The sequence below is a fragment of the Corynebacterium sp. 2571A genome (assembly GCF_055700935.1).
Map to the genome: position 1 here is coordinate 507,582 of NZ_JASTTE010000002.1, position 23,240 is coordinate 530,821.

23 protein-coding genes and 1 pseudogene are annotated in these 23,240 nt (G+C 67.9%); 20 read left to right on the forward strand and 4 right to left on the reverse strand.

The features are described 5' to 3' along the window. Nucleotides 1-179: 179 nt before the first annotated feature. The 14 genes and pseudogenes from hisD (at nt 180) to pyk (ending at nt 12,396) form a co-directional block, all read left to right on the forward strand. Nucleotides 180-1,487, forward strand: a complete 1,308-nt coding sequence (gene hisD, locus QQS53_RS05785; RefSeq protein WP_472774940.1) for a histidinol dehydrogenase — start codon at nt 180-182, stop codon at nt 1,485-1,487. Between the two features lie 26 nt (nt 1,488-1,513). Then, nucleotides 1,514-2,650: a histidinol-phosphate transaminase gene (locus QQS53_RS05790; RefSeq protein WP_472774941.1), complete on the forward strand. Its 1,137-nt coding sequence runs from the start codon at nt 1,514-1,516 to the stop codon at nt 2,648-2,650. After that, on the forward strand, nt 2,650-3,261 hold the full coding sequence (gene hisB, locus QQS53_RS05795; protein WP_472774942.1) for an imidazoleglycerol-phosphate dehydratase HisB: 612 nt from the start codon (nt 2,650-2,652) through the stop codon (nt 3,259-3,261). The genes QQS53_RS05790 and hisB overlap by 1 nt, the downstream gene beginning before the upstream one ends. Before the next feature lie 4 nt (nt 3,262-3,265). Then, a complete protein-coding gene (locus QQS53_RS05800; RefSeq protein ID WP_296205084.1) occupies nt 3,266-3,430 on the forward strand; it encodes a hypothetical protein in 165 nt (54 codons plus the stop codon). Further along, nucleotides 3,431-4,792: an MFS transporter gene (locus QQS53_RS05805; RefSeq protein WP_472774943.1), complete on the forward strand. Its 1,362-nt coding sequence runs from the start codon at nt 3,431-3,433 to the stop codon at nt 4,790-4,792. Further along, nucleotides 4,792-5,427, forward strand: coding sequence for an imidazole glycerol phosphate synthase subunit HisH (gene hisH, locus QQS53_RS05810; protein ID WP_472774944.1), 636 nt, complete (start codon nt 4,792-4,794; stop codon nt 5,425-5,427). The genes QQS53_RS05805 and hisH overlap by 1 nt, the downstream gene beginning before the upstream one ends. A 14-nt stretch (nt 5,428-5,441) precedes the next feature. Beyond that, nucleotides 5,442-6,251: a bifunctional 1-(5-phosphoribosyl)-5-((5-phosphoribosylamino)methylideneamino)imidazole-4-carboxamide isomerase/phosphoribosylanthranilate isomerase PriA gene (gene priA / locus QQS53_RS05815; protein WP_472774945.1), complete on the forward strand. Its 810-nt coding sequence runs from the start codon at nt 5,442-5,444 to the stop codon at nt 6,249-6,251. A 61-nt stretch (nt 6,252-6,312) separates the two neighbouring features. Then, nucleotides 6,313-7,089, forward strand: a complete 777-nt coding sequence (locus QQS53_RS05820) for an inositol monophosphatase family protein (protein ID WP_472775060.1) — start codon at nt 6,313-6,315, stop codon at nt 7,087-7,089. 64 nt (nt 7,090-7,153) lie between these two features. Beyond that, nucleotides 7,154-7,924: pseudogene (hisF, locus tag QQS53_RS05825) on the forward strand (imidazole glycerol phosphate synthase subunit HisF); the annotation flags it as partial. Nucleotides 7,925-7,939: 15 nt separating this feature from the next. Next, nucleotides 7,940-8,317, forward strand: coding sequence for a phosphoribosyl-AMP cyclohydrolase (gene hisI, locus QQS53_RS05830; protein WP_472775061.1), 378 nt, complete (start codon nt 7,940-7,942; stop codon nt 8,315-8,317). Nucleotides 8,318-8,349: 32 nt separating this feature from the next. Next, nucleotides 8,350-8,997 (forward strand): TIGR02234 family membrane protein, encoded by a 648-nt coding sequence (locus tag QQS53_RS05835; protein WP_472774946.1) that lies wholly within the window; start codon nt 8,350-8,352, stop codon nt 8,995-8,997. Between the two features lie 110 nt (nt 8,998-9,107). Then, complete coding sequence (locus tag QQS53_RS05840; RefSeq protein WP_472774947.1) at nt 9,108-9,938, forward strand: indole-3-glycerol phosphate synthase TrpC; 831 nt, start codon at nt 9,108-9,110, stop codon at nt 9,936-9,938. Nucleotides 9,939-9,975: 37 nt separating this feature from the next. Next, a complete protein-coding gene (gene lgt, locus QQS53_RS05845) occupies nt 9,976-10,869 on the forward strand; it encodes a prolipoprotein diacylglyceryl transferase (RefSeq protein ID WP_472774948.1) in 894 nt (297 codons plus the stop codon). A 111-nt stretch (nt 10,870-10,980) separates the two neighbouring features. Continuing rightward, nucleotides 10,981-12,396, forward strand: a complete 1,416-nt coding sequence (gene pyk, locus QQS53_RS05850) for a pyruvate kinase (protein ID WP_472775062.1) — start codon at nt 10,981-10,983, stop codon at nt 12,394-12,396. Between the two features lie 90 nt (nt 12,397-12,486). On the opposite strand, the gene QQS53_RS05855 is transcribed toward pyk, so the two are convergent. After that, nucleotides 12,487-14,862, reverse strand: coding sequence for a glycogen/starch/alpha-glucan phosphorylase (locus tag QQS53_RS05855; RefSeq protein ID WP_472774949.1), 2,376 nt, complete (start codon nt 14,860-14,862; stop codon nt 12,487-12,489). A gap of 94 nt (nt 14,863-14,956) precedes the next feature. After that, nucleotides 14,957-16,168, reverse strand: coding sequence for an amidohydrolase (locus QQS53_RS05860; protein WP_472774950.1), 1,212 nt, complete (start codon nt 16,166-16,168; stop codon nt 14,957-14,959). Between the two features lie 36 nt (nt 16,169-16,204). On the opposite strand from QQS53_RS05860, the gene QQS53_RS05865 reads away from it, so the two are divergent. Next, nucleotides 16,205-16,603, forward strand: a complete 399-nt coding sequence (locus QQS53_RS05865) for a hypothetical protein (protein WP_472774951.1) — start codon at nt 16,205-16,207, stop codon at nt 16,601-16,603. Here the strand turns inward: QQS53_RS05865 and QQS53_RS05870 are convergent. Continuing rightward, nucleotides 16,600-17,724 carry a glycerate kinase gene (locus QQS53_RS05870; protein WP_472774952.1) on the reverse strand — a complete coding sequence of 375 codons (1,125 nt, stop codon included), beginning with the start codon at nt 17,722-17,724 and terminating at the stop codon, nt 16,600-16,602. The two genes, QQS53_RS05865 and QQS53_RS05870, sit on opposite strands and share 4 nt — an antisense overlap. A gap of 252 nt (nt 17,725-17,976) precedes the next feature. Here QQS53_RS05870 and gdhA point away from each other — a divergent pair, with 252 nt between their 5' ends. Further along, nucleotides 17,977-19,323 (forward strand): NADP-specific glutamate dehydrogenase, encoded by a 1,347-nt coding sequence (gene gdhA / locus QQS53_RS05875; RefSeq protein ID WP_472774953.1) that lies wholly within the window; start codon nt 17,977-17,979, stop codon nt 19,321-19,323. A gap of 147 nt (nt 19,324-19,470) precedes the next feature. After that, nucleotides 19,471-20,229, forward strand: coding sequence for a DivIVA domain-containing protein (locus tag QQS53_RS05880; RefSeq protein ID WP_472774954.1), 759 nt, complete (start codon nt 19,471-19,473; stop codon nt 20,227-20,229). 73 nt (nt 20,230-20,302) lie between these two features. On the opposite strand, the gene QQS53_RS05885 is transcribed toward QQS53_RS05880, so the two are convergent. Continuing rightward, the gene (locus QQS53_RS05885) at nt 20,303-20,863 is read right to left on the reverse strand and encodes a hypothetical protein (protein WP_472774955.1); all 561 of its coding nucleotides are present in this window, start codon (nt 20,861-20,863) and stop codon (nt 20,303-20,305) included. 172 nt (nt 20,864-21,035) lie between these two features. On the opposite strand from QQS53_RS05885, the gene QQS53_RS05890 reads away from it, so the two are divergent. From QQS53_RS05890 to mutM, 3 genes are read left to right on the forward strand one after another with little or no spacing between them, the layout of a single operon-like run. Continuing rightward, entirely contained in the window at nt 21,036-21,584 is a 549-nt protein-coding gene (locus tag QQS53_RS05890) for a YceD family protein (RefSeq protein ID WP_472774956.1), read from the forward strand. After that, the gene (rnc, locus tag QQS53_RS05895; RefSeq protein WP_472774957.1) at nt 21,581-22,360 is read left to right on the forward strand and encodes a ribonuclease III; all 780 of its coding nucleotides are present in this window, start codon (nt 21,581-21,583) and stop codon (nt 22,358-22,360) included. The genes QQS53_RS05890 and rnc overlap by 4 nt, the downstream gene beginning before the upstream one ends. 29 nt (nt 22,361-22,389) lie before the next feature. Next, on the forward strand, nt 22,390-23,214 hold the full coding sequence (gene mutM, locus QQS53_RS05900) for a bifunctional DNA-formamidopyrimidine glycosylase/DNA-(apurinic or apyrimidinic site) lyase (protein ID WP_472774958.1): 825 nt from the start codon (nt 22,390-22,392) through the stop codon (nt 23,212-23,214). The last annotated feature ends 26 nt before the right edge of the window (nt 23,215-23,240 follow it).

The following is a 23,240-nucleotide window of genomic DNA, read 5'->3' on the forward strand; positions in this document are numbered from 1 at the left end:
CACCTGCTTTCTTTACGGCTTGGGGACGGTCAGTGGGGCGCCAGGGGCACCGGCGCCGGCCGGGTGGGCCGAAATTTTGGCCCGCGTCCCAAGTCTATCTGCTCATACGGGCCCGGCACGTAGAAATTGCTCCTAAGATGGTCTCTACTACACGTTTGGCCCTTTGAGGAGGCATAAGATTGCTCAATACCATTGATTTGCGGAATACCGAGCTGACGACGTCGGCGCTGCGGAAGGTTCTGCCCCGCGGCGGCGTCAACGTCGAATCGGTGGCCGGCACCGTCGCCCCCGTCGTCGAGGCGGTCAAGGCCGGCGGCGAATCCGCCGCGCTGGATTACGGCGAGCGCTTCGACCACGTCCGCCCGGCGGCGGTCCAGGTTCCGGCCGCGGCTATCGATGCCGCCGTCGAGGTCCTAGAGCCACACGTTCGCGCCGCGATCGAGGAGGCCATCGCGCGCGTGCGCAAGGTCCATGTTGAGCAGGTTCCGCAGCCGCACACCACGCAGCTGGGCGAGGGCGCGACCGTCACCGAGGTTTTCGCGCCCATCGAGCGCGTGGGCCTCTACGTGCCGGGCGGGCAGGCGGTCTATCCGTCGTCCGTGGTGATGAACGTGGTCCCGGCGCAGGCCGCCGGGGTGGAGTCCCTGGTAGTGGCCTCCCCGCCGCAGGCCGATCACGACGGCCTGCCGCACCCGACGGTGCTGGCTACCTGCGCCCTGCTGGGCGTGAGCGAGGTCTGGGCCGTCGGCGGCGCCCAGGCGGTCGCGCTGATGGCCTACGGCGACGACGCCGCGGGCCTGGAGCCGGTCGACATGATCACCGGCCCGGGCAATATCTTCGTGGCTGCGGCGAAGCGGCAGGTCTCCTCGTTTGTCGGGGTGGACGCGGAGGCCGGCCCGACGGAGATCGCCGTGCTGGCCGACGACAGCGCCGACCCGGTCCTGGTGGCCTACGACCTCATCTCCCAGGCCGAGCACGATCCGATGGCCGCCAGCGTGCTGATCACCGACTCGGAGTTTTTGGCCCAGCGCGTCGACGCCGAGGTTGAGGCCCGCTACACCGCCACCGCCAACGCCGAGCGCGCCGCCGAGGCCCTGCGCGGCAAGCAGTCCGGGATCATCCTGGTCGATGACATCAACGCCGGCATCCGCGTGGCCGACGCGTATGCGGCCGAGCACCTGGAGGTCCACGCCCGCAACGCCCGCACCGTCGCGGAACGCATCCGGCACGCCGGCGCGATCTTCGTCGGCGAGTTCTCGCCGGTCCCGCTGGGCGACTACGCGGCCGGCTCCAACCACGTGCTGCCGACCTCCGGCACCGCGCGGTATGGCGCCGGGCTGTCCACGCACACCTTCCTGCGCCCGGTCAACCTCATCGACTACGACGAGACGGGCCTGCGCGAGGTGGCCAGCCACGTCATCGCCTTCGCCGACGCCGAGCGCCTGCCCGCCCACGGGGAGGCCATCCGCGCCCGCACCGAACGCTAAAACGCCACCTGCCACCCACACCGACCTTGTCAGAAAGGCTTGTCGTGTCCTTGTCCCTGGAAAACCTTCCCCTGCGCCCCGAGCTGCGCGGGCGCAGCGCCTATGGCGCCCCGCAGCTTAAGGTCGCCAACCAACTCAACACCAACGAAAACCCGTACCCGCCGTCTGCCGAGCTGGTCGAGGAGCTGGTCAGCGAGGTCCGCCGGGTCGCACCGCAGCTCAACCGCTACCCGGACCGCGACGCCGTCGAGCTGCGCGAGGCCCTGGCCGACTACGTCACCGAGCGCACCGGCGTCGAGGTCGCGGCCGCGCAGGTCTGGGCGGCCAACGGCTCCAACGAGGTCCTCCAGCAGCTGCTGCAGGCCTTCGCCGGCCCCGGGCGCAGCGCGCTGGGCTTCACGCCCTCCTATTCCATGCACCCAGTGCTCTCCGCCGGCACCCAGACCGAATTCCTGGAGTGCCCGCGGGGCGCGGATTTTCGCATTGACATGGCGGCCGCGCGCCAGGCCATCGCCGAGCACCAGCCCGACGTCGTGTTCGTGACCACCCCGAACAACCCGACCGGCGACGTGACGGAACTCGGCGACATCGAGGAGCTGGTCAAGGCCGCGCCGGGCATCGTCATCGTGGACGAGGCCTACGCCGAATTCTCCGACGGGCCTTCGGCCGTGCGCCTGCTGGCCGACTACCCGGACAAGCTGGTCGTCTCCCGTACGATGTCCAAGGCCTTCGACTTCGCCGGCGGCCGCCTGGGCTACTTCGTGGCCGACCCCGCCTTCGTGGAAGCCGTCATGCTGGTGCGCTTGCCGTACCACCTGTCCGCCCTGTCGCAGGCCGCGGCCCTGGTGGCGCTGCGCCACCGCGCGGCGACCCTGGAGACCGTCGCGAAGCTCGCGGCCGAGCGCGACCGCGTCGTCGCCGGCCTCCGGGAGCTGGGCTACCGCGTCGTCGACAGCCAGTCGAACTTCATCTTCTTCGGCGAATTCAGCGACCAGGCCGCCGCCTGGCAGGCCTTCCTGGACCGCGAGGTGCTCATCCGCGACGTCGGCCAGGCCGGCTTCCTGCGCGCGACCGTGGGCCTGCCGGGCGAGAACGACGCCTTCCTCGCCGCCGCCGCGCAGCTGACCGACTACCAGACCGACGCTGAGAAAGGACGCGCCTGATGAACCAACCGGAACCGCGCCGCGGGAAGGCCACCCGTCGCACCAAAGAATCCGATATCACGGTGAGCGTGAACCTCGACGGCACGGGCCAATCGAGTATCGACACCGGCCTGCCGTTTTTCGACCACATGCTCACCGCCGTAGCCACGCACGGCGGCTTCGACCTAGAGGTCAGCGCCCGCGGGGACGTCGAGGTCGACGCGCACCACACCGTCGAGGACACCGCCATCGTCTTCGGCCAGGCCTTCGCGGAGGCAGTAGGGGACAAGCGCGGCATCCGCCGCTTCGGATCCCAGCTGCTGCCGATGGACGAGACCCTGGTCGAGGCCGTCGTCGATCTGTCCGGCCGCGCCTACTTCGTCATGCACGGGGAGCCGGAGCACCTCCAATGGCAAATCATTGGGGGTCACTACGCTACGGTTATCAATAGGCACTTTTTTGAAACCTTTGCCGCCCACAGCAAGACCACCCTGCACGTCAACGTCCGCTACGGCCGCGACCCCCACCACATCACGGAGGCCGAGTACAAGGCAGTCGCCCGGGCACTACGCCAAGCGGTAGAATCCGATCCGCGCGTGGACGGCATACCATCGACGAAGGGAGCGCTGTAGCCGCATGTACATGATGGTCTGGATCCTTTTCCTGCTGGGTGGGCTCCTTTTGGGAGGGGCCTGGACGGCCTACCAGTCCGGCTCGCGCTTCTGGACCATCGTCGCCGCCGCACTCGGCGGCATTACGACCATTACCGCGTTGATTTGGATGATTGGGGAGATGCAATAGATGGCAGGAGCAGGCGCATCGCAGGGCAAGGTTAGTCTGTGGAAGGTCCCGGGGTTCCCGGAGACCATGGTCGCCGTGGCCGCTGCCTTCGGCGCGTGGTCGCTGCTGCTTCCCGTTCTGCCCATGGCGGTGCTCGACGCGGGCGGCTCGAACACGCTCGCCGGCGGGTCGACGGGTGCGTTCATGGCCGCGACCGTCATCACCCAGATGTTCACGCCCTGGTTACTCAGTCGCTTCGGTTACCGTCCGGTCATGGCCGTGGCCGCCGGCATGCTGGGCATCCCCGCCCTGGGTCACCTGCTGGGCATGGAGGTCTGGCAGGTGCTGCTGTTTTCCGCGCTACGCGGCGTCGGCTTCGGCGCGCTGACGGTGGCGGAATCCGCCCTCATCGCGGAGCTGGTCCCGCTGCGCCTGCTGGGCAAGGCCACCGGCACGATGGGCCTGTTCATCGGCCTGTCGCAGATGATCTTTTTGCCGGTGGGCCTGGCGATGGCCGAAAACATCAGCTTCGCCTCGACCTATTTCACGGCCGCGGCCATCGCCTGTCTGGCGGTGGTCATGTGCCTGCGCCTGCCGAGCGTGCACCCGCGCAGCGGCAGCGAGTCCGAGGCCTCCGAGGCGCCTAGGGCCTCCACGTGGAAGCTGGTTATCGTGCCGGCCCTGGCGCTGACCACCCTGTCGATGAGCTACGGCGTGGTCTCTTCCTTCTTGCCGGCCTCGGTCCGCGAGATTGACCCGGAAACCGGCGCGGTGCTGGGCGGGCTGATGCTGTCCATCGTGGGCGGATCGGTGATGGTCTCGCGCCTGTTCGCGGGCGTGGTCGCCGACCGCCTGGGTGAGCCTGGCCACCTGTACATCCCGGCCCAGGTCATCGGCGGCGTGGGCATGCTGCTGATGGCGGCCGCCATGGTAAACGGCTGGTCCGTGTGGTGGATGGTGCTGGCCTCGGTCTTTTTCGGCATCGCCTTTGGTATCGCGCAAAACGAGGCCCTGCTGTCGATGTTCAACCGCCTGCCGCGCTCGAAGATTTCGCAGGCCTCGGCGGTGTGGAACATCTTCTACGACGCCGGCACGGGCCTGGGCTCGGTCGTGCTCGCCGCCCTGGTCACCGGCTACGGCTACGCGGGCGCGTACGGGGCCGGCGGCGTCATCATCCTGGCCGGCATCCTGATGACCGGCCTGGATACCATCCTGGGCCGCCACCGCGTGGCCGAATTCGACAACATCCGCACGCGCCTGCGCCGCCTGCGGAAGGCGCCGGCGAAAAACCAGCGCCGGACCGTTACCCGGACCGAAGAACTGAAAAAGAACACACTCGATAACGTCGATAACGTCGACAACGTCAACAAGGAGCTGGACTAGTGGCGGAGAAATGGGTAGCCCTGCTGGACTACGGGGCCGGAAACCTCCGGTCGGCCCAGCGGGCATTGGAAGTAGCCGGGGCGCGGGTCGTAGTCACCGCGGATCCGAAGGTGGCCACGGAGGCCGACGGCCTCGTCGTGCCCGGCGTGGGAGCCTTCGCCGCCTGCATGGAGGGGCTGCGCGCCATCCAGGGCCCGCGGATCATCGGCCAGCGTCTGGCCGGGTCCCGGCCGGTGTTGGGTATTTGCGTCGGCATGCAGGTGCTCTTCGACGGCGGCAACGAGCACGGTATCGAAACCGCCGGCTGCGGCGAGTGGCCGGGCATGGTCACCCGCCTGCAGGCGGACGTGTTGCCGCACATGGGCTGGAATACGCTCGAGCGCGCGAGCGACGGCGCGATGTTCGCCGGCATCGACCCGCAGGAGCGCTTTTATTTCGTGCACTCCTACGGCGCGCGGACCTGGGAGCTGGAGACCGAAATCACCACCCCGCCGTCGGTGGCGTGGGCCAGCCACGGCGGCGATCGCTTCGTGGCCGCGGTGGAAAACGGCGCCCTGTGGGCCACGCAGTTCCACCCGGAGAAATCGGGGGCCACCGGGCTGAAGCTGTTATCCAACTGGATGGGCACCCTGTAGGTAGGATAGAGACAATGACTCAGCACACAGATTCCTTCGTACTCCTGCCGGCCGTCGACGTCGTGGGCGGCCAGGCCGTGCGCCTCGAGCAGGGCAAGGCCGGCACCGAGAAGTCTTACGGCGATCCGCTGGCGGCCGCTTTGCAGTGGCAGGAGCAGGGCGCGCAGTGGCTTCACTTCGTCGACCTGGACGCCGCCTTCAACCGCGGCTCCAACCACGAGATGATGGCTGAGGTCGTCGGCCGGCTCGACATCCCGGTGGAGCTGACCGGCGGAATTCGCGACGACGCCGGGGTGGAACGCGCCCTGGCCACCGGCGCGCGCCGCCTGAACATCGGCACCGCCGCGCTGCAGGACCCGGAGTGGATTGCCCGCGTCATCGACACATACGGCGACAAGATCGCCGTCGACCTGGCGGTCCAGGAAGAAGACGGGGAGTGGCGCACCCGCGGCAACGGCTGGGAGTCCGACGGCGGCGACCTCTGGGAGGTCCTCGAACGCCTCGACGCCGCCGGCTGCCAGCGCTTCGTGGTCACCGACGTCACCAAGGACGGCACCTTGAGCGGCCCCAACCTGGAGCTGCTCCAGGACGTGACCATGGCTACCGATGCCGCAGTGACGGCCTCCGGCGGCATCTCCACGCTGGACGACGTCACGGAGCTGGCCGCCTTCCTTAACCGTGGCATCGACTCCGCGATCATCGGCAAGGCCCTCTACGAGGGGCGGTTCCGCCTAGACGACGCGCTTGCAGCGGTGGGCCAGGTAGACCCGCTGCCGGCCGAGACCCCCATCGACCTCCTTGATTCCTCGGAAGACAGAGGATAGACCGACCCCACAGACCACCCCACCGCAGGATAAAAACCGACCGAGGATGAGTGAGCACGCCATGACATCGCCGCTGGAATTGCTGGCCTTCGCTGAGGCCATCGTGGATGAGACCACCGACCGTTTCCGCACCGGGCTGGGCGCGAAGCCGGCCCAGTTCAAGGGCCAGGGCGACTTCGCCACCGAGGTCGACATCGCCATCGAGACCAACCTGCGCCGGCGCCTGACCCAGCTCACCGGCATCCCGGTCTACGGGGAAGAATCCGGCGGCAAGCTGGCCGAGACCGTCTGGGTGGTCGATCCCATCGACGGCACCGCCAACTACTCGGCCGGCAACCCGCTGTGCGGCACCCTGGTGGCACTCGTCCAGGACCACCAGCCCGTCGTGGCCGTGGCGGACTTCCCGCTTCTGGGGCGCCGGCTCGCGGCAGCTGACGGCGCGCCGCTGCGCTCGGTGGGCGGGCCGCCGAGCGGCTTCGGCGGCGGGGAAGACGCGCTGGGCTTCGACGAGGCCCGCGGCCACGTCGGCTGCTCCTCGCACCTGCGAACGCCCATCTTCAACGATCTCAAGCGCAAGGGCCTGCGCCCGCGGATCACCGGATCCGTGGGGCTGGACAGCGCCTTCGTGGCCCAGGGAGTCTTCGACGGAGCGGTGAATTTCTCCCCGCACGCCTGGGACAACGCCGCGGGCGCGCTCTTCGTGCGCTCCGCCGGGGGCCTGGTCACCGATCCCTACGGCGAGGAGTGGACCGTGCACTCGGCCGGCATGGTGGTCGGCACCGCGCAGGTGCACGCGACCATCCTGGATTCCATCCGCGCCAACCGGGCCGACAACTAAAACACCAGCTATCCGGCCAGCTCCCACGCTGGCCCAGACTTTTTAAATAAGGAGAGTGCTCCCCGTGAGCTTGTCTGTGCGGGTTATTCCCTGCCTCGACGTCGATAACGGCCGCGTGGTCAAGGGCGTCAACTTTGCCAACCTCCGCGACGCCGGCGACCCGGTGGAGCTGGCCGCCCGCTACGACCAGCTCGGCGCCGACGAGCTGACCTTCCTGGATGTCTCCGCCTCGAAGGAGGGCCGCGGCACGCTCATCGACGTCGTGCGCCGCACCGCCGAACAGGTCTTCATCCCGCTGACGGTCGGCGGGGGAGTGCGCAGCGCCGACGACGTGCGCGCCCTCCTGCGCGCCGGCGCGGACAAGGTCTCCGTCAACACCGCGGCCATCGCCCGCCCCGAGCTGCTGCGGGAGCTGGCGGAGATCTTCGGCTCCCAGTGCATCGTACTTTCGCTGGACGCGCGTCGGACCGCGCAGCGCCAGGACTGGGCCCCGTCGGGCTTCGAGGTCACCACGCACGGCGGCACCCGCTCCGCCGGCCTCGACGCCCTGGAGTGGGCCCGGACCGCCGCCGACCTGGGCGTAGGTGAAATCCTGCTTAACTCCATGGACAGCGACGGCACCGAAGGTGGCTTCGACACCGAGCTCATCGGCGCCGTGCGCGCCGCCGTTAACGTACCGGTCATCGCCTCGGGCGGGGCGGGCGCGCCGGAAGACTTCCCGCCGGCCGTGGCCGCCGGCGCGGACGCGGTCTTGGCCGCCTCCATCTTCCACTTCGGCAAGACCACCATCGGCGAGGTCAAAGACGCCCTGGCTCACGCCGGGTATCCGGTCCGGCCGGTGCCGGAGCCGGTGTCGCAACCGGAGGCGGAGCCTGCCCCGGCCAACCCGGCAGAGTGCGAACTGGACCCGGCGATTGCTCGCCGCCTGAAGCGCAACGCGGACGGGCTGGTGCCGGCCGTCGTCCAGTCGGAGGACGGCGAGGTGCTGATGCTGGCCTGGATGGACGACCACGCGCTGGCGTTCACCCTGGCCACCCGCCAGGGCACGTATTTCTCCCGCTCGCGGCAGGAGTACTGGGTCAAGGGTAAGACCTCCGGCAACACCCAGGAGGTCTTGGGAGTCCAGCTCGACTGCGACGGCGACACCCTCCTGGTGACCGTCCGACAAAAGGGCGGGGCCTGCCACACCGGCGATCGCAGTTGCTTCGACGCCGATGTACTACTCTAGGATCCCTGAGTAACCGCAGGAAGGGAGTAGACGTGGGAAAGCGAATTGGCCCGCTGCTCATGGCCCTCGGCGCGATTGGGCTGTGGGGCTCGTCGCGCATGAGCTGGGTCCAGGCCTCCGCCGAGGACGATAAGTCCGGCGGGCAGGTCGTGGACATCCTGGGCTCGCACTGGTCGGTCGAGCTCATGGCCGTCATGCTGTTGCTGCTGGCCGGCACGCTGGCCGGGCTGGTGCTGCGGCGGCTGGCCCGCCGGGTGGTGGCCATCGTCTGCGCGGTGGCGGCGGCCGCGGTGGCCTGGCGGCCCCTGCAGCTGCTGACCGCCGGCCCGGACGTGCAGCGCGCCCAGGACATTTTGCAGGCCGGCCAGGACAACGACCTGGCGGTGGACGTGACCTCCATTTCGGACTGGGCCGTCATCACGGAGGCCACGGCGCATACCGCCGGGCCCGTGCTGGCCCTCGTCGCCGCGGCCGTCGCGCTTTTCGGCGCGGTGCTGTTGGCCACCCGCCCGGGCGAGGACACCGCCCGCTCCAACAAATACGAAACCCCCGCCATGCGGCAGGAGAAGCTGGCCCAGGATCTGCAGGAGTCCCCGGACAGCGGCCGGGTGCTGTGGGACGCGCTGGACGCTGACATTGACCCCACCGATTTAGACAACCAACGTGGGCGTTTAACATAAAGTTTGCCAATCGGGGGTACCTCTGGATTTCCGCTGGGCACGCTTGAAGGGATAGCCTTAGGTGAGACTGCGCATGTGATCCTTGTCGCTTACTTCGAGGAGGTGCCCCGGTGCCCACCCCTATTGCCGTTGACCGTCTAGTCACCGGCGTCCTCGAAGACGTAGCCGCGCGCGAAGCGAAGGTCTCTTTCCAAGACATCAAGGCGAAATCCCGGTCCATGGAACCGCCCCGGGACGCCAAGGCGGCGCTTTTGACCAACGGCTGCTCGGTCATCACCGAATTCAAGCGGGCGGTGCCGTACCTGGGGGAAATCGCGCGCCTGGACAACCCGGAGCGGATGGCGCGGCTCGCCCGGGACTTCGAAGACGCCGGCGTGGTGATGATGGCCTGCCAGACCGACCGGCGCCGCTTCCACGGCTCGCTGGACGATATGCGGCTCATCCGGGCGGCCACCGAGGTGCCGATGATCTGCCGGGACATCATCGTCGACCCGTACCAGATCCACGAGGCCCGCTGCTTCGGCGCGGACGTCGTGCCGCTGCAGGTCGCCCTCTTGGAACAGGCGCGCATGGAGGCCCTGCTGGACCGGATCGAGTCGCTCGGCATGGTCGCCCTGCTGGAAATCCGCAGCAGCCAGGACGCGGACCGGGCCATGCAGGCCGGCGGGACCGTGGTGGGCATCAACGCGTGGTCGCTGTCCTCGGACGCCATCGACCGCGGCGCCTTCGCCGAGATCGTGCCCGGCCTGCCCGAATCCCTGCTGCGGATCGCCGTCGGTGGGGTGGAAAACCCCCGCAACTTACTTGGTTATGCCTCGCAGGGCGCCGACGCCGTCCTGGTGGGCGAGTCGGTGATGACCGCCCAGGATCCCACCGCCCTGGCCCGCAGCCTGGTGGCCGCCGGCAAGCACCCGGCGTGCCCGTCGCGCAAGACCCCCTGATCTCGCATTCGGGTGGGCTTTGGGGCACACTGTGTACGTGCAGATTATGAACTTGGCCAATATCCCGTCCCCGCCGCAGGGCGTGTGGCACTTAGGCCCGATTCCTATCCGCGCCTACGCGCTGTGCATCGTCGCCGGCATCCTGGTCGCAATGTGGATGACCCTGCGCCGCTACCGGGCGATGGGCGGGAACCCGGACACCGTCTGGGACGCCGCCATCGTGGTCATCCCCGCCGGCATCATCGGCGGGCGCCTCTACCACGTCATCACGGACTACGACAAGTATTTCTGTGCCGAGTGCAACCCGGTCGACGCGCTGAAGATCACCAACGGCGGCCTCGGCATCTGGGGCGCGGTGGCGCTGGCGGCGGTGGCGCTGTGGGTGATGTTCAAGGTCAAGGGCATCCCGCTGGGGCCGTTTGCGGACGCGGTGGCGCCGGGGCTGGTGCTGGCCCAGGGCATCGGCCGCCTGGGCAACTGGTTCAACCAGGAGCTCTACGGGGCGGAAACCGATGTCCCGTGGGCGTTGGACATCTACTATCGCGTCGACGAGGCCGGCCGGGTCGCGCCGGTCAGCGGCACCTCCACGGGTGAGGTCATCGCCTCGGTCCACCCGACCTTCCTCTACGAGCTGATGTGGAACGTGGCCGTATGCCTGTTCCTGCTGTGGGCGCACCGCGCGTGGAAACTGGGGCACGGGCGGGTCTTCGCGCTCTACGTCATGGGGTATACCTTCGGCCGCTTCTTCATCGAGCAGATGCGCACCGATGAGGCCACGCTGATTTTCGACGTGCGCGTCAACGTGTTGGTTTCCGTGGTGGTCTTCGTGGCGGCCTGCATTGTTTTCTTCCGCCTGCCGCGCGGCCAGGAGTCCGCGGACGAGGTGGATCCGAAGTTTGCCGCGGCGGGGCAGGAGCGCTCCGAGCCCTAATGTGGGAATCTGTGGGATTGTTTCCGTTTTTGCAGTGGCACCGGCCGCGGGGGCGGGGTACGTTGGGAATGGTTAGGCAGTCACCATTACAGGAGTATGCACAGATAGATGTTGGATAGAAGAACCAAAATCGTATGCACGCTCGGCCCCGCGGTCGCGAGCGAAGACGCTATTTACCGCTTGGTTGAAGACGGCATGGACGTTGCCCGTCTCAACATGTCCCACGGCGACCACGCCGATCACGAGCAGAACTACCGCTGGGTGCGCGAAGCCACGGATAAGACCGGCCGCGCGGTCGGCATCCTGGCCGACCTCCAGGGCCCGAAGATCCGCCTCGGCCGCTTCAAGGAGACCGAGACCTACTGGGCAACCGGCGAGGTAGTCCGCATTACCATCGACGACGTTGAGGGCACCCACGACCGTGTGTCCACCACCTACAAGGGCCTGGCTAACGATGCCAAGCCCGGCGACCGCCTGCTCGTCGACGACGGCAAGGTGGCTTTGGTCTGCAAGGAAGTCGACGGCAACGACGTCATCTGTGAGGTCACCGAGGGCGGCCCGGTCTCCAACAACAAGGGCGTGTCTCTGCCGGGCATGGACATCTCCGTGCCCGCCCTGTCCGAAAAAGACATTGAGGACCTGCGCTTCGCCCTGCGCCTGGGCGTGGACTTCATCGCCCTGTCGTTCGTGCGCTCGCCCGCGGACGTGGACCTGGTCCACGAGGTGATGGATGAGGAGGGCCGCCGCCTGCCGGTCATCGCCAAGCTGGAGAAGCCGGAGGCCGTGGACGCGCTCGAGTCTATCGTCCTGGCCTTCGACGCCATCATGGTCGCCCGCGGCGACCTGGGCGTCGAGGTGCCGCTGGAGCAGGTCCCGCTGGTCCAAAAGCGCGCGGTCCAGATCGCCCGGGAGAACGCGAAGCCGGTCATCGTGGCTACCCAGATGCTGGATTCCATGATCGAAAACTCCCGCCCGACCCGCGCGGAGGCCTCCGACGTGGCCAACGCCGTGCTGGACGGCGCGGACGCGGTGATGCTCTCCGGCGAGACCTCCGTGGGCGTGGACCCGCACAACGTGGTGCGCACCATGGCCCGGATCGTCTCCCGCGCGGAGACCGACGGCCGCGTGCCGCCGCTGGCGCACGTCCCGCGCACCAAGCGCGGCGTGATTTCCTATTCCGCCCGCGACATCGCTGAGCGCCTCAACGCGAAGGCCATCGTGGCGTTTACCACCTCGGGCGACACCGCCCGCCGCGTGGCCCGCCTGCACTCGCAGCTGCCCCTGCTGGTCTTCACCCCGAACCAGGCGGTGCGCTCCCAGCTGGCGCTGACCTGGGGCGCGCAGACCTTCCTGAGCCCGCAGGTCGGCTCGACCGATGAGATGATGCAGGCCCTGGACGAGGCCCTGCTGTCCATGGACGCCTACGACGAGAACGACCTGATGGTCGTCGTCGCCGGTACCCCTCCGGGAATCTCCGGCAACACCAACATGATCCAGTGCCACCTGCTGGGGGAGACCCGCTCCTAAGGCCTCCTACGGCCCCCTAAGACACTGTGATTGAAGGCGCAAGCGCCCGGCACCGATTCCAGGTGCCGGGCGCTTGTCCGTGTCTAAGTCCTAGTCGATCGGTAGGGCGTCGAGGTGCCAGACCTCGGTGGCGTAGTCGTGGATGGTGCGGTCGGCGGAGAAGCGGCCCGAGTAGCAGATGTTAAGCCAGCACTTGCGGGCCCAGCCGCGCGGGTCGTTGGCGTAGTCGGCGGCCGCCTGGTCGCGCTTGTCGCGGTAGTCGGCGAAGTCGCCCAGGACGTAGTAGGTGTCGGCGGCGGAGGTGCCGTAGCCATCGAGAAGGCTGGAGCGCAGGTCCTCGAAGTTGCGGTCCAAGGTGCCGTTGGTCAGGGCATCCAGGGCGCGGGCCAGGCCGGGCACCTCGTGGTAGAGCGCGCCCGGGTGGTAGTTCTCGCGCAGGCCCGGCAGCTCGTCGTTGCGGGCGCCGAAGATATAGGCGTTCTCGCGGCCTACGGCGTCGACGATTTCGACGTTCGCGCCGTCGAGGGTGCCAAGTGTCAGCGCGCCGTTCATCATGAACTTCATATTGGAGGTGCCGGAGGCCTCCTTGCCGGCGACGGAGATCTGCTCGGAGACGTCGGCGGCCGGGATGATGTGCTCGGCGGGGGAGACGTTGTAGTTTTCCACGAAGACCACGCGGATGATATCCCGGGTGGCCGGGTCGTTGTTGACCAGCTCGGCCACGGAGTTGATGAGCTTGATTACCTCCTTGGCGCGCACGTAGCCGGGAGCGGCCTTCGCGCCGAAGATGAAGGTGCGCGGCGTGGGCTTTTTCCCGTCCTGGGTGATGCGGAAGTACAGGTCCAGGATGTAGAGCGCGTTGAGCAGCTGCCGCTTGTACTCGTGCAGGCGCTTGATCTGCACGTCGAAGAGGGAATCCGGGTCGACCTCGGCGCCCTGGTGGCGGTGGATCCACTCGGCGAAGTCGCGCTTGTTAGCGGCCTTGACCTGACGCAGCTCGTCCAGCAGCGCGGCGCCGTCGGGGCCATCGGCGAGCCCGGCGAGGCCGGCGAGTTCGTCCAGGTTGGTCACCCAGCTGTCCGAACCGCTGGCCCGGGTGAGCAGGTCCGCCAGCCGCGGGTTGCACATCTTGAGCCAACGGCGCGGGGTAACCCCGTTGGTCTTGTTGTTAAACTTCTCCGGGTACATCTCGTACCAGTCGCGCAGAGTGTCGGCCTTGATGATCTCGGTGTGCAGGGCCGCCACGCCGTTGATGGAGTAGGAGGCGTAGCAGGCGATCCAGGCCATGCGGACCTGGCCGTCTGCCACCGGGGCCAGGTAGTCGATGGTGCCCTGGTCCAGGCCACGTTGGGCCATGTCCTCGCGGAAGCGGCGGTCGATTTCTTCGACCAGTTCCCAGATGCGCCAAAACAGGCGCTGGAAGATCGAGACCTCCCACTTCTCCATGGCCTCGGCCAGGACGGTGTGGTTGGTGTAGGCGAAGGTCTCGGTGACCACCTTCCAGGCATCATCCCAGCTCATCTGGTGCTCGTCGAGCAGGATGCGCAGCAGCTCCGGGATAGCCAGCACCGGGTGGGTGTCGTTGAGCTGGATGCAGTTGTACTGGGCGAAGCCGCGCAGGTCCTCGCCGTGGTGCTCGAGGTAGTTGTCCACCATCTCCTGCAGGGAGGCGGAGACGAAGAAGTACTGCTGGCGCACGCGCAGGACCTTGCCCTCGTAGGTGGTGTCGTTGGGGTAGAGCACGCGGCAGATGTCCATGACGCGCTCGCGCTCGACGATGGCGTCGGTAAAGCGCTGGGAGTTAAAGGCGTCGTAGTCGAAATCATCGATGGGCTCCGATTTCCACAGGCGCAGGGTGCCGACGTTGCGGGTGCCGTAGCCGGTGATCGGCAGGTCGTAGGGGATGGCGCGCACGTCCATGTCGTCGAAGTGGATGCGGCGCTGCGTGCTGGCGCGGCGGACCAGGAAGTCGTAGCCGTTTTCCATCCACGCGTCCGGCTTCTCGACCTGGTAGCCGTTGTCGAAGGTCTGCTTGAACAAGCCGTAGCGGTAGAGCAGCCCGTAGCCGGTCACCGGCAGGTTCTGAGTGACCGCGGAATCTAGGAAGCAGGCGGCCAAACGCCCCAGGCCGCCGTTGCCCAGGGCCGCGTCGTGCTCCGCCTCTAGGACGTCGGCCAGCTCGCGGCCGGTGGACTGAACATACTCCCGGGCGTCATCGACCAGGCCCAGGTTGGTGAGGTTGTTGAGGAGGGCCCGGCCCTGGAGGAACTCGGCGGAGAAGTAGTGCTGGCGGCGGGCCGGCGCGTAGGCGCGGCGGGTGGTTTCCCAGTCCGCGGCGATGTGGTCCATGACCGCGTTGGCGAGGCCGGACCAGTACTTGCGGTTAGAGGCGGCGGGCGGGGTCACGCCGGCGGCGGCGCGGACGTGACCGGGGATGACAGAGGAAAATTCCGTGGGAGAGGCCATGGGCTAAGACACCTTCGCGTCGAGGGGAGAGTGTAAAAACACTGCCTACTGTAACGGAAGGTAGCCTGGCCCGCCTGACTTCGCGCGCGGCGCCTTAGCGGCCCAGATAGGCAAGCACCGCGGTAAGACCCGCCTGGGTGGCAGCGGCTACGGTCGGGGCGTAGTCGGGCAGGAAGTCGGCCTGGTGGTTGACCGGCGGGTTATCCAGCTGCGCGGCCGGGGTGCAGCCGACGTGCCAGAAATAATAGGGCACGCCCCAGGCCTGCGGGAGATAGCAGAAGTCCTCGGAGGCGGTGCTGCCCGTGGTGGTCACGGACTGCTCGCCGAAGACGGCATCGAAGGCCGGGCGCAGGGCGGCATCGACGCCTGCGTCGTTGTCGGTGACCTCGCCGTGGGCGTAGTACTCGAAGCTCGGGTCCTGCGGGCTGCCGGAGGCCCAGCATTCGGCGCGCACGACGCGCTCCAGGCTGGCGTAGACGCGCTCGGCCACCTGCGGGTCGTAGTAGCGGGTGTTGAGGACCAGCTCGGCGGAGGCCGGGATGATGTTGTTCTTATCCCCGGAGTGCAGCTCGCCGACGGAGATGACAAAGAACTCGTGCGGGGCGACCTCGCGGCCGACGATGCCCTGCAGCCGCACCACGATCATCGCCGCCAGGAAGGTCGGGTCGATGGAGTTGTGTGGCATGGAGGCGTGGGCGGAGCGGCCGAAGACGCGGATGCGCAGGCTGTCGCAGCCGGCCATGATGGGCCCGGGCGTGCTTTGCACCGTGCCGGCCGGCCCGGGCATGATGTGCTGGCCGAAGCAGACGTCCGGCTTGGGCACGCGGTCGGTCAGCCCGTCGGCCAGCATGTATTTCGCCCCCATGGAGGACTCCTCGGCCGGCTGGAACAGCGCCAGGAAGGTCCCGGCCCAGGCGTCGCGCCGGGCGTCGAGGACCTCGCACACGCCCAGCAGGGCGGTGGCGTGCATGTCGTGGCCGCAGGCGTGCATGGCGCCGTTGGTGGACGCGTAGTCCGCGCCGGTGGCCTCCCGCACCGGCAGGGCGTCGAAGTCGGCGCGCATCAGGGCCGTGGGGGTGGCCTCGGTGGCGTCGTTGCGGAAGATGGCAACCATCCCGAAGCCGCCGATGCCGTCGACTACCTCGCAGTCCAGGCCGGCTAGCCGGGCGCGGATCTGGGCCGCGGTGCGTTCCTCCTCGTGGGAGAGCTCCGGGTGGCGGTGGAGATCCTGATAAAAATCCTCCTGCCAGGACAGGTCGACGCCGTGCTCGCGGACGAATTCCGGATTCTTTGTGGGGGAAGCCATAGATTTCACTCCGATAGTTTGGGTAGGGTTACCTGCATGCCACTTATTCAGTTCGATGTCCTCGTCCCCGACCACCAAGCCGACCGCGTGGAAGAAGTCTTCCGCGAAGCCCTGGATCGGCTAGTCGACAACGGGCAGCTGGCCCAGGCGAGTGTAAAGCGTCATGATACTCCGCGCCTGGCGGAGGGGGTAGAAGAACAGCTGCGCCAGACCTACCGCGACGAACACGAAGACCGCGACCTCGAGCATGCTCAGGTCCGCCGCTACGCCCTAGCCGTGGAGGGGGCTACCGGTTCCCTCAACCAGCTGACCATGGTGCTCGCGCGCTTGCTCACCCCGCATGCGGCGTTGCCCAAGGACCACGTCCTACTCGAGGATGAGACCGCCCACGAGCGCCCGGCCATCTTCCCGTGGACCGTGGATATCCAGCGCTAAGACCCTAGCTTTTCCTGGATCTGGCGGGCCAGGGCCTGGCCGGCCGCGCGCAGGCGTTCGGGCATCTCGCCGCCGGCTGGCAGCGCGGCGTGAAAGCTGCCGGCGGGCAGCTCGGCATCGTCAGCGAATTGGCCGGCCGCGATGGCCACGCGCGGTGCGTTGGGGGAGGCTGCCGCGCGGTCGGCGACGGTGCCCACGGCCTTGCCGGTCAGCGACTGGGCGTCGAAGCGCCCCTCGCCGGTGACCACGACGTCCGCCTCGGCCAGGCGGCGGTCGAGGTCGAGCGCGTCGGCGACGTACTCGGCGCCGCTGAGAACGCGCACGTGTTCGTCGTTGCCCCACAAGATGCGCGACATCCAGCTAAGGCCCACCGGGATCGCCCCGGCCGCTCCGAAATACTCGGCGGCGGGGTCGTGCTCGGTGAATTCGCACAGGTTAAGCAGCGCGCCGGTCAGCAGGGCGACCTGCTCGCGGTTAGCGCCCTTTTGCGGGCCGTACATGGCCGGTGCCTCCCGCGGGGTGCAGCGGGTGTCCGCCAGCAGGGTGTAGTCCAGCATCCCGGCCTTGTAGTTCAGCTGCGCGGTGTCGATATCGCCCAGGCGCACCAGCTCGGCCGGGCCTTGGGCCAGGGCGAGCCCGCGGGCATCGTGGGGCGCGGCACCCAGAGCGCACAGGATGCCGATGCCGCCGTCGACGGTCGCGCTGCCACCCAGGCCCAGCACGATGGACTTGGCGCCGCGGGTCTCGGCGTCGGCGATGAGGGCGCCGGTGCCGAAGGAATCCGCGCGGAGGGGATCCGGGCTATCGGCGACTGCGGGCAGGCCGGTGGCGGCGGCGACGTCGATATAGGCGGTGGCGGTTTCCGGGTCGAGGTAGTATTCGGCTTCCGTGAGGCGGCCCAACGCGTCCACCGAGGGGATGCGCACGCGCTCGAGCTGCCGGCCCGCCAGGCTGGCTGCCGTGGCGAGCGTGTGCGCGGTGCCTTCGCCGCCGTCGGCTAGGGGACAGGTCACCACCGTGGCCTCGGGCAGCTCCTGGCGGATGCCGGAGGCCAGGCCGGCGGCGGCCAGGCTCGAGCTAGCAGTACCTTTGAAGGAGTCTGGGGCGACGACGATATGCATGGGCGCAATTATATGGCACGCACCTCCCGCTACCTGCGGACCACCGTGCGGCGGGCGATTTTACCCCTCAATTTCGGTAAAGTGACAGAAAAGATAATGCGCAAAAATGCAGGTAGGGAGGTTGGGTTCTTCCGTGCTGGCTAAAAAGTGGTTGCGAAAGCGGGCCCGCCCAAGGAAACTGTCACTAGGCAAGTTCCCGCGTTTTAGGGGCTGGCCCAAGCCAATTAGTTACTTCCGAGCACAGGAGAAGAGATGTCCGTAGACCTCCAGATTTCCGATTACTACAACAAGCTGCTGAAGAGGAACGCGGGCGAGCCGGAGTTCCACCAGGCGCTTTCCGAGGTCCTGGACTCGCTGAAGATCGTGCTGGAAAAGGATCCCCACTACGCGGATTACGGCCTGGTCGAGCGGCTCTGCGAGCCGGAGCGCCAGCTCATCTTCCGCGTGCCGTGGACGGACGCCGAAGGCAATATCCGCGTCAACCGCGGCTTCCGCGTGCAGTTCAACTCGGCACTGGGGCCGTACAAGGGCGGTCTGCGCTTCCACCCGTCGGTCAACCTGGGCATCATCAAGTTCCTGGGCTTCGAGCAGATCTTCAAAAACTCCCTGACCGGCCTGCCCATCGGCGGCGGCAAGGGCGGCTCGGACTTCGACCCGAAGGGCAAGACCGACCAGGAAGTCATGCGCTTTTGCCAGTCCTTCATGACGGAGCTGCACCGCCACATCGGCGAGTACCGCGACGTGCCGGCCGGTGACATCGGAGTCGGCGGCCGCGAGATCGGCTACCTGTTCGGCCAGTACCGCCGCCTGTCCAACCAGCACGAGTCCGGCGTCCTGACCGGCAAGGGGCTCAGCTGGGGCGGCTCCCTGGTGCGCACCGAGGCCACCGGCTACGGCACCGTCTACATCACCGAGCAGATGGTCCAGTCCCACGGCGAGGACCTCTCCGGCGCCCGCGTGATTGTCTCCGGCAGTGGCAACGTGGCCATCTATGCCGCCGCCAAGGCCCAGGAACTCGGCGCGACCGTGGTCGCCATGTCGGACTCCGCCGGCTACGTCACCACCCCGGACGGCGTGGACATCGACCTGCTCAAGGACGTCAAGGAAAACCGCCGCCAGCGCATCTCCACCTACGCCGAGGAGGCCGGCGGCAACGTCGAATACCACGAGGGTGTCGGCATTTGGTCGGTGGCCGCGGACGTGGCCCTGCCGTGCGCGACCCAGAACGAGCTGGACGGCGACGCCGCCCGCCAGCTCATTGACAACGGCGTGAAGTACGTGGCCGAGGGTGCGAACATGCCGTGCACCCCGGAGGCCGTGCACGCCTTCCAGGATTCCCACGTCAACTTCGTGCCGGGCAAGGCCGCCAACGCTGGCGGCGTGGCCACCTCCGCGCTGGAGATGCAGCAGAACGCCTCCCGGGACTCCTGGTCCTTCGACTACACCGACGAACGCCTGCGCCAGATCATGTCGAATATTTTCACCAACATCGACAAGACCGCCGCGGAATACGACCGCGAGGGCGACTACGTCGCCGGCGCGAACATCGCCGGTTTCAAGAAGGTTGCCGACGCCATGCTGGCCCAAGGCGTCATCTAAAACCGGCGCAGCCCGCGCGGGCATACCGCGGGCGCTTAAGCGTTTGCGGCACGGGGCGGAAATAGTCTCAAGTTAAACTTGAGAATTTCCGCCCTTTTCCAGTGTGGGAAGCCGTTGTAGCCGCTCGCGCTGGCTAGGCTGGTCACCATGTACCGCGTATTCGAAAGCCTTGATGAACTAGTACAGAACCTGGAGCAAGCCCGGGGCGTTCCCATGACCTCGAATTGCATGGTCCCCCGCAACGAGATGCTCGCCCTGCTGGACGATCTGCGCAACGCCCTGCCCGTCGAGATCGACGACGCGCAGGACGTGTTGGATAAGCAGGACGAGATTATCCGCGGCGCGGAGGAACGCGCCGAACACACCGTGGCGGAGGCCAACGCGCAGGCCGATGACATCATCGCCCGCGCGCAGGCCGATTCCGAATCCATGGTCGCCGACGCCCAGGCCCACGCCAACGGCCTGGTCGAGCGCGCGCAGAACGAGGCCGACTCCACCGTGGAAAAGGCCCGCGCCGACGCCGAGCGCGCCGTCGCCCAGGGGCAGGAGTCCTACGAGCGCGCAGTCGCCGCCGGCCAGGAAGAGCAGGACCGCCTGGTCTCCGAGTCGGAGGTAGCGCGCCGGGCGAACGAGGAGGCCCACCGGATCGTGGACACTGCCCACTCTGAGTCCCACCGCCTGCGCACCGAGTGCGACGAGTTCGTGGACAACAAGCTCGGCGAGTTCGAAGAAACCCTCAACTCCGTGCTGCGCACCATCTCCTCGGATCGTTCCGCCCTGCGCCGCGGTGCCGGCGCCGCCGGCCGGGCAGGTGGCAGCGATTATTCCCGCGGTTACAACGGCTACGGCCAGGACTCCTACGACGGCTACGACGGCTACGACGGCGGTTACGACAACCGCGGCTAGCTCGGCCCGCTAGCGCCGGCGACAGCGCCCGCTAGAGGAGCAGCGGGCGCTGGGGCAGTGGCGGGCGCGGTAACTAGAAATACGCCGGCGTGCGCTGGGAGGGTACCGGCTCAGTCGGCGCGGACTTGATGTTGAGGATGGCCGCGATCAGGGCGAAGATGAGCCCGGGCAGCGCGCACAGCGGCCACAGCAAGAGGAAGGACGTCAGCAGATCGCCCTCCCCGCCGCTGGTGACGTGACCCGTGAGCAGCCCCAGCGCGTAGACGGAGGCATGGACCAGTCCGATCCCGGTGGTCAGCGCGCCCACGGAACAAAACGCGGCACTGAGTGGTTCCTTCGCGCTCCAGGTCAGTTGGGCGGCGCAGACCGCCATGCAGGCCGCGCCCAGCATGACGGTGATTTCGAAGGGGACCGGTACAAACAGCAGGGCGCCGACGAGCATGCCGGTCAGCAGCGCACTGCGGCAGACCCGGCGCAGGCGGGAGCCGGTGGCACCGGTGAGCCCCGCCGGGTGCGGGCCGCGTAGCCGGCGGACAAGGCAGCCCACCACGCCCAGGCAGACTGTCGGGGCGACGACCGCGAGGGGGAAAGACCACGCCACCTCGCGCAGGCCCGCCAACATGGATATGTTCATGGTCAACCAGTCTAGGAAGCCTGCCGGCGCGGTTAAAGGGAAAACCCGCCTACCTAAAGCATTATGACCGCGTGCTCAGGGGGCTGACAGATTAGCCGGGAAAGTCGTGCGCCAGCTGTGGGTCTGGGCAGCGCGCCGCGGTGTTGACCGGCGGGGTAGGATATCCGGTGATATGACTTCACCACTGAAATTCAACGTTGCTTCGCTGCTGGGGGCGTCCGCCGAGGGCCTGCCGACCCAGCGCAGCCAGACGGGTCCCGCCCCAGCGCGCATCGGCGGCGAAATGCTCGCCGTGCCGGAGGGCGAGGAGCTTACCGTGGACGCCACCCTGACCCCGCTGGGCGGGGGCGTGCTTGTCGATGCCGACGTGCGCGGCCTCCTGCACGGCGAGTGCTCCCGGTGCTTAAGCCCACTGAACCCGCCGCTGGACATCCACGTCAGCCAGGTGTATGCCGCCGACGAGGATTTCATCACCGGCGACCCGGAGTCCGAGGAGGAGCAGGGCTCCGGCGACGAGATCGGCCAGGTCGAAGGCGACGAAGTGGATCTGCTGCAGCCGCTCATCGACGAGGTTGGCCTGAGCCTGCCTTTTGCCCCGGTCTGTGAGAATGGCTGCGATATCCAAACGCCCAAGGGCGTGACCGCCGGGGTATCCGGTGAGAAGGACCCAGACGACGAGGCAGTGGACCCGCGGTGGGCCGGACTGGAGAAGTTCCTGTGAGCAAGAAAGCAAAGCTAGACCCGCTGGCCGCCTGGGCGGCCGCCTACGACGCGGTGGATCACGAGCCCCTGCGTGAGAAGCTCCAGGTCAACCTGGACGATGAGCACCTGCGCCTGGCGCTGACGCACCGCTCGTTCGCCAACGAGAACGGCCACCTGCCCAACAACGAGCGCCTGGAGTTCCTGGGCGATGCCGTGCTGGGCCTATCCGTGGCCGCGGAGCTCTACGAGCAGTACCCGTCCCGGCCCGAGTCTGATATCTCCAAGATGCGCGCCTCCATCGTCTCGCGCTACGGCCTGGCGGACATCGCCCGGGAGATCGGCCTGGGCGCCTTTATCCTGCTGGGCAAGGGCGAGCAGTCCTCCGGCGGGGCGAACAAGGAGTCGATCCTGGCGGATACCACGGAGGCGCTGCTGGGCGCCATCTACCGCCAGTTCGGCTTCGCGACCGCCCGCCGGGTGGTGCTGCGCCTGTTTAGGCACAAGATTGATACCGCCACCGTCGCCGGCCGCCACCTCGACTGGAAGACCACCCTGCAGGAGCTGTGCGCGGAGCTGCACGCGCCGATGCCCGTCTACGAGGCCAGCTCCACCGGCCCCGAGCACGATCAGACCTTCACCGCCGTCGCCCTGGTCAACGGCCAGGAATTCGGCCGCGGCGAAGGCCACAACAAGAAGCTGGCGGAGCAGCAGGCCGCGCACCTGGCCTGCGACAAGCTGCGCGAGTCCCCGCGGCTGGTCGCCGGTACCGCGCACCCGGACGCGGGGTCGGACTAATACCGCGAACCCGAAGACCCTGAAACACTGTGCCGGAATTACCAGAAGTTGAGGTCGTCCGCCGCGGGCTAGAGCCCTACGTGATCGGGCGCACCTTCGAGGCCGTCGAGGTGCTCCACCCGCGCGCCACGCGCGGCCAGGACGCGCCGCTCGGCGAGCTCATCGTGGGCGCCCGCGTGCGCGCGGTGGCCCGCCGCGGCAAGTACATGTGGCTAGAGCTGGCCGACGAGCCCGCCGCGGACCCCGCCCGCAACGTGGTTTTCATCCACTTGGGCATGTCGGGGCAGCTGCGGGTGGGACACAACGACTCCGCCCACGTGCGCATCCGCACGCGGCTGTCCGGCGGAGTAGAGCTGGATTTCATCGACCAGCGCACCTTCGGCCGCTGGCACTTCGGGCCGCTGGCAACCATCGCGCACATCGCCCGCGATCCGCTCGACCCGAACTTCGATATCGCGGCCGCCGCGCGCCGGATCACGGCGAAGAAGGTCCCCATCAAAACGGTCCTGCTGGACCAGACGGTCGTGTCCGGGATCGGCAATATCTACGCCGACGAGGCCCTGTGGCTGGCCGGCCTCGACCCCCGAAAGCGGGCGAGCGCCCTGCGCCAGTACCGCGCCCGCGAGGTCATCGAGTCTGCCGCGGCGGTTATGCGCACCGCGCTGGCGGCCGGCGGGACGAGCTTCGATTCCCTCTACGTCAATGTCAACGGTGAGTCCGGGTATTTTTCCCGCGATCTTAACGCCTACGGGCGGGCGGGATTGCCGTGCCGGCGGTGCGGCAGCCTCCTGCAGCGGCGGGTCCTCGGCGGGCGCTCGACGCACTACTGCCCCCAGTGTCAGACCTTCGAGTGATCTCCCACCGGGTGATCTAGGCTATG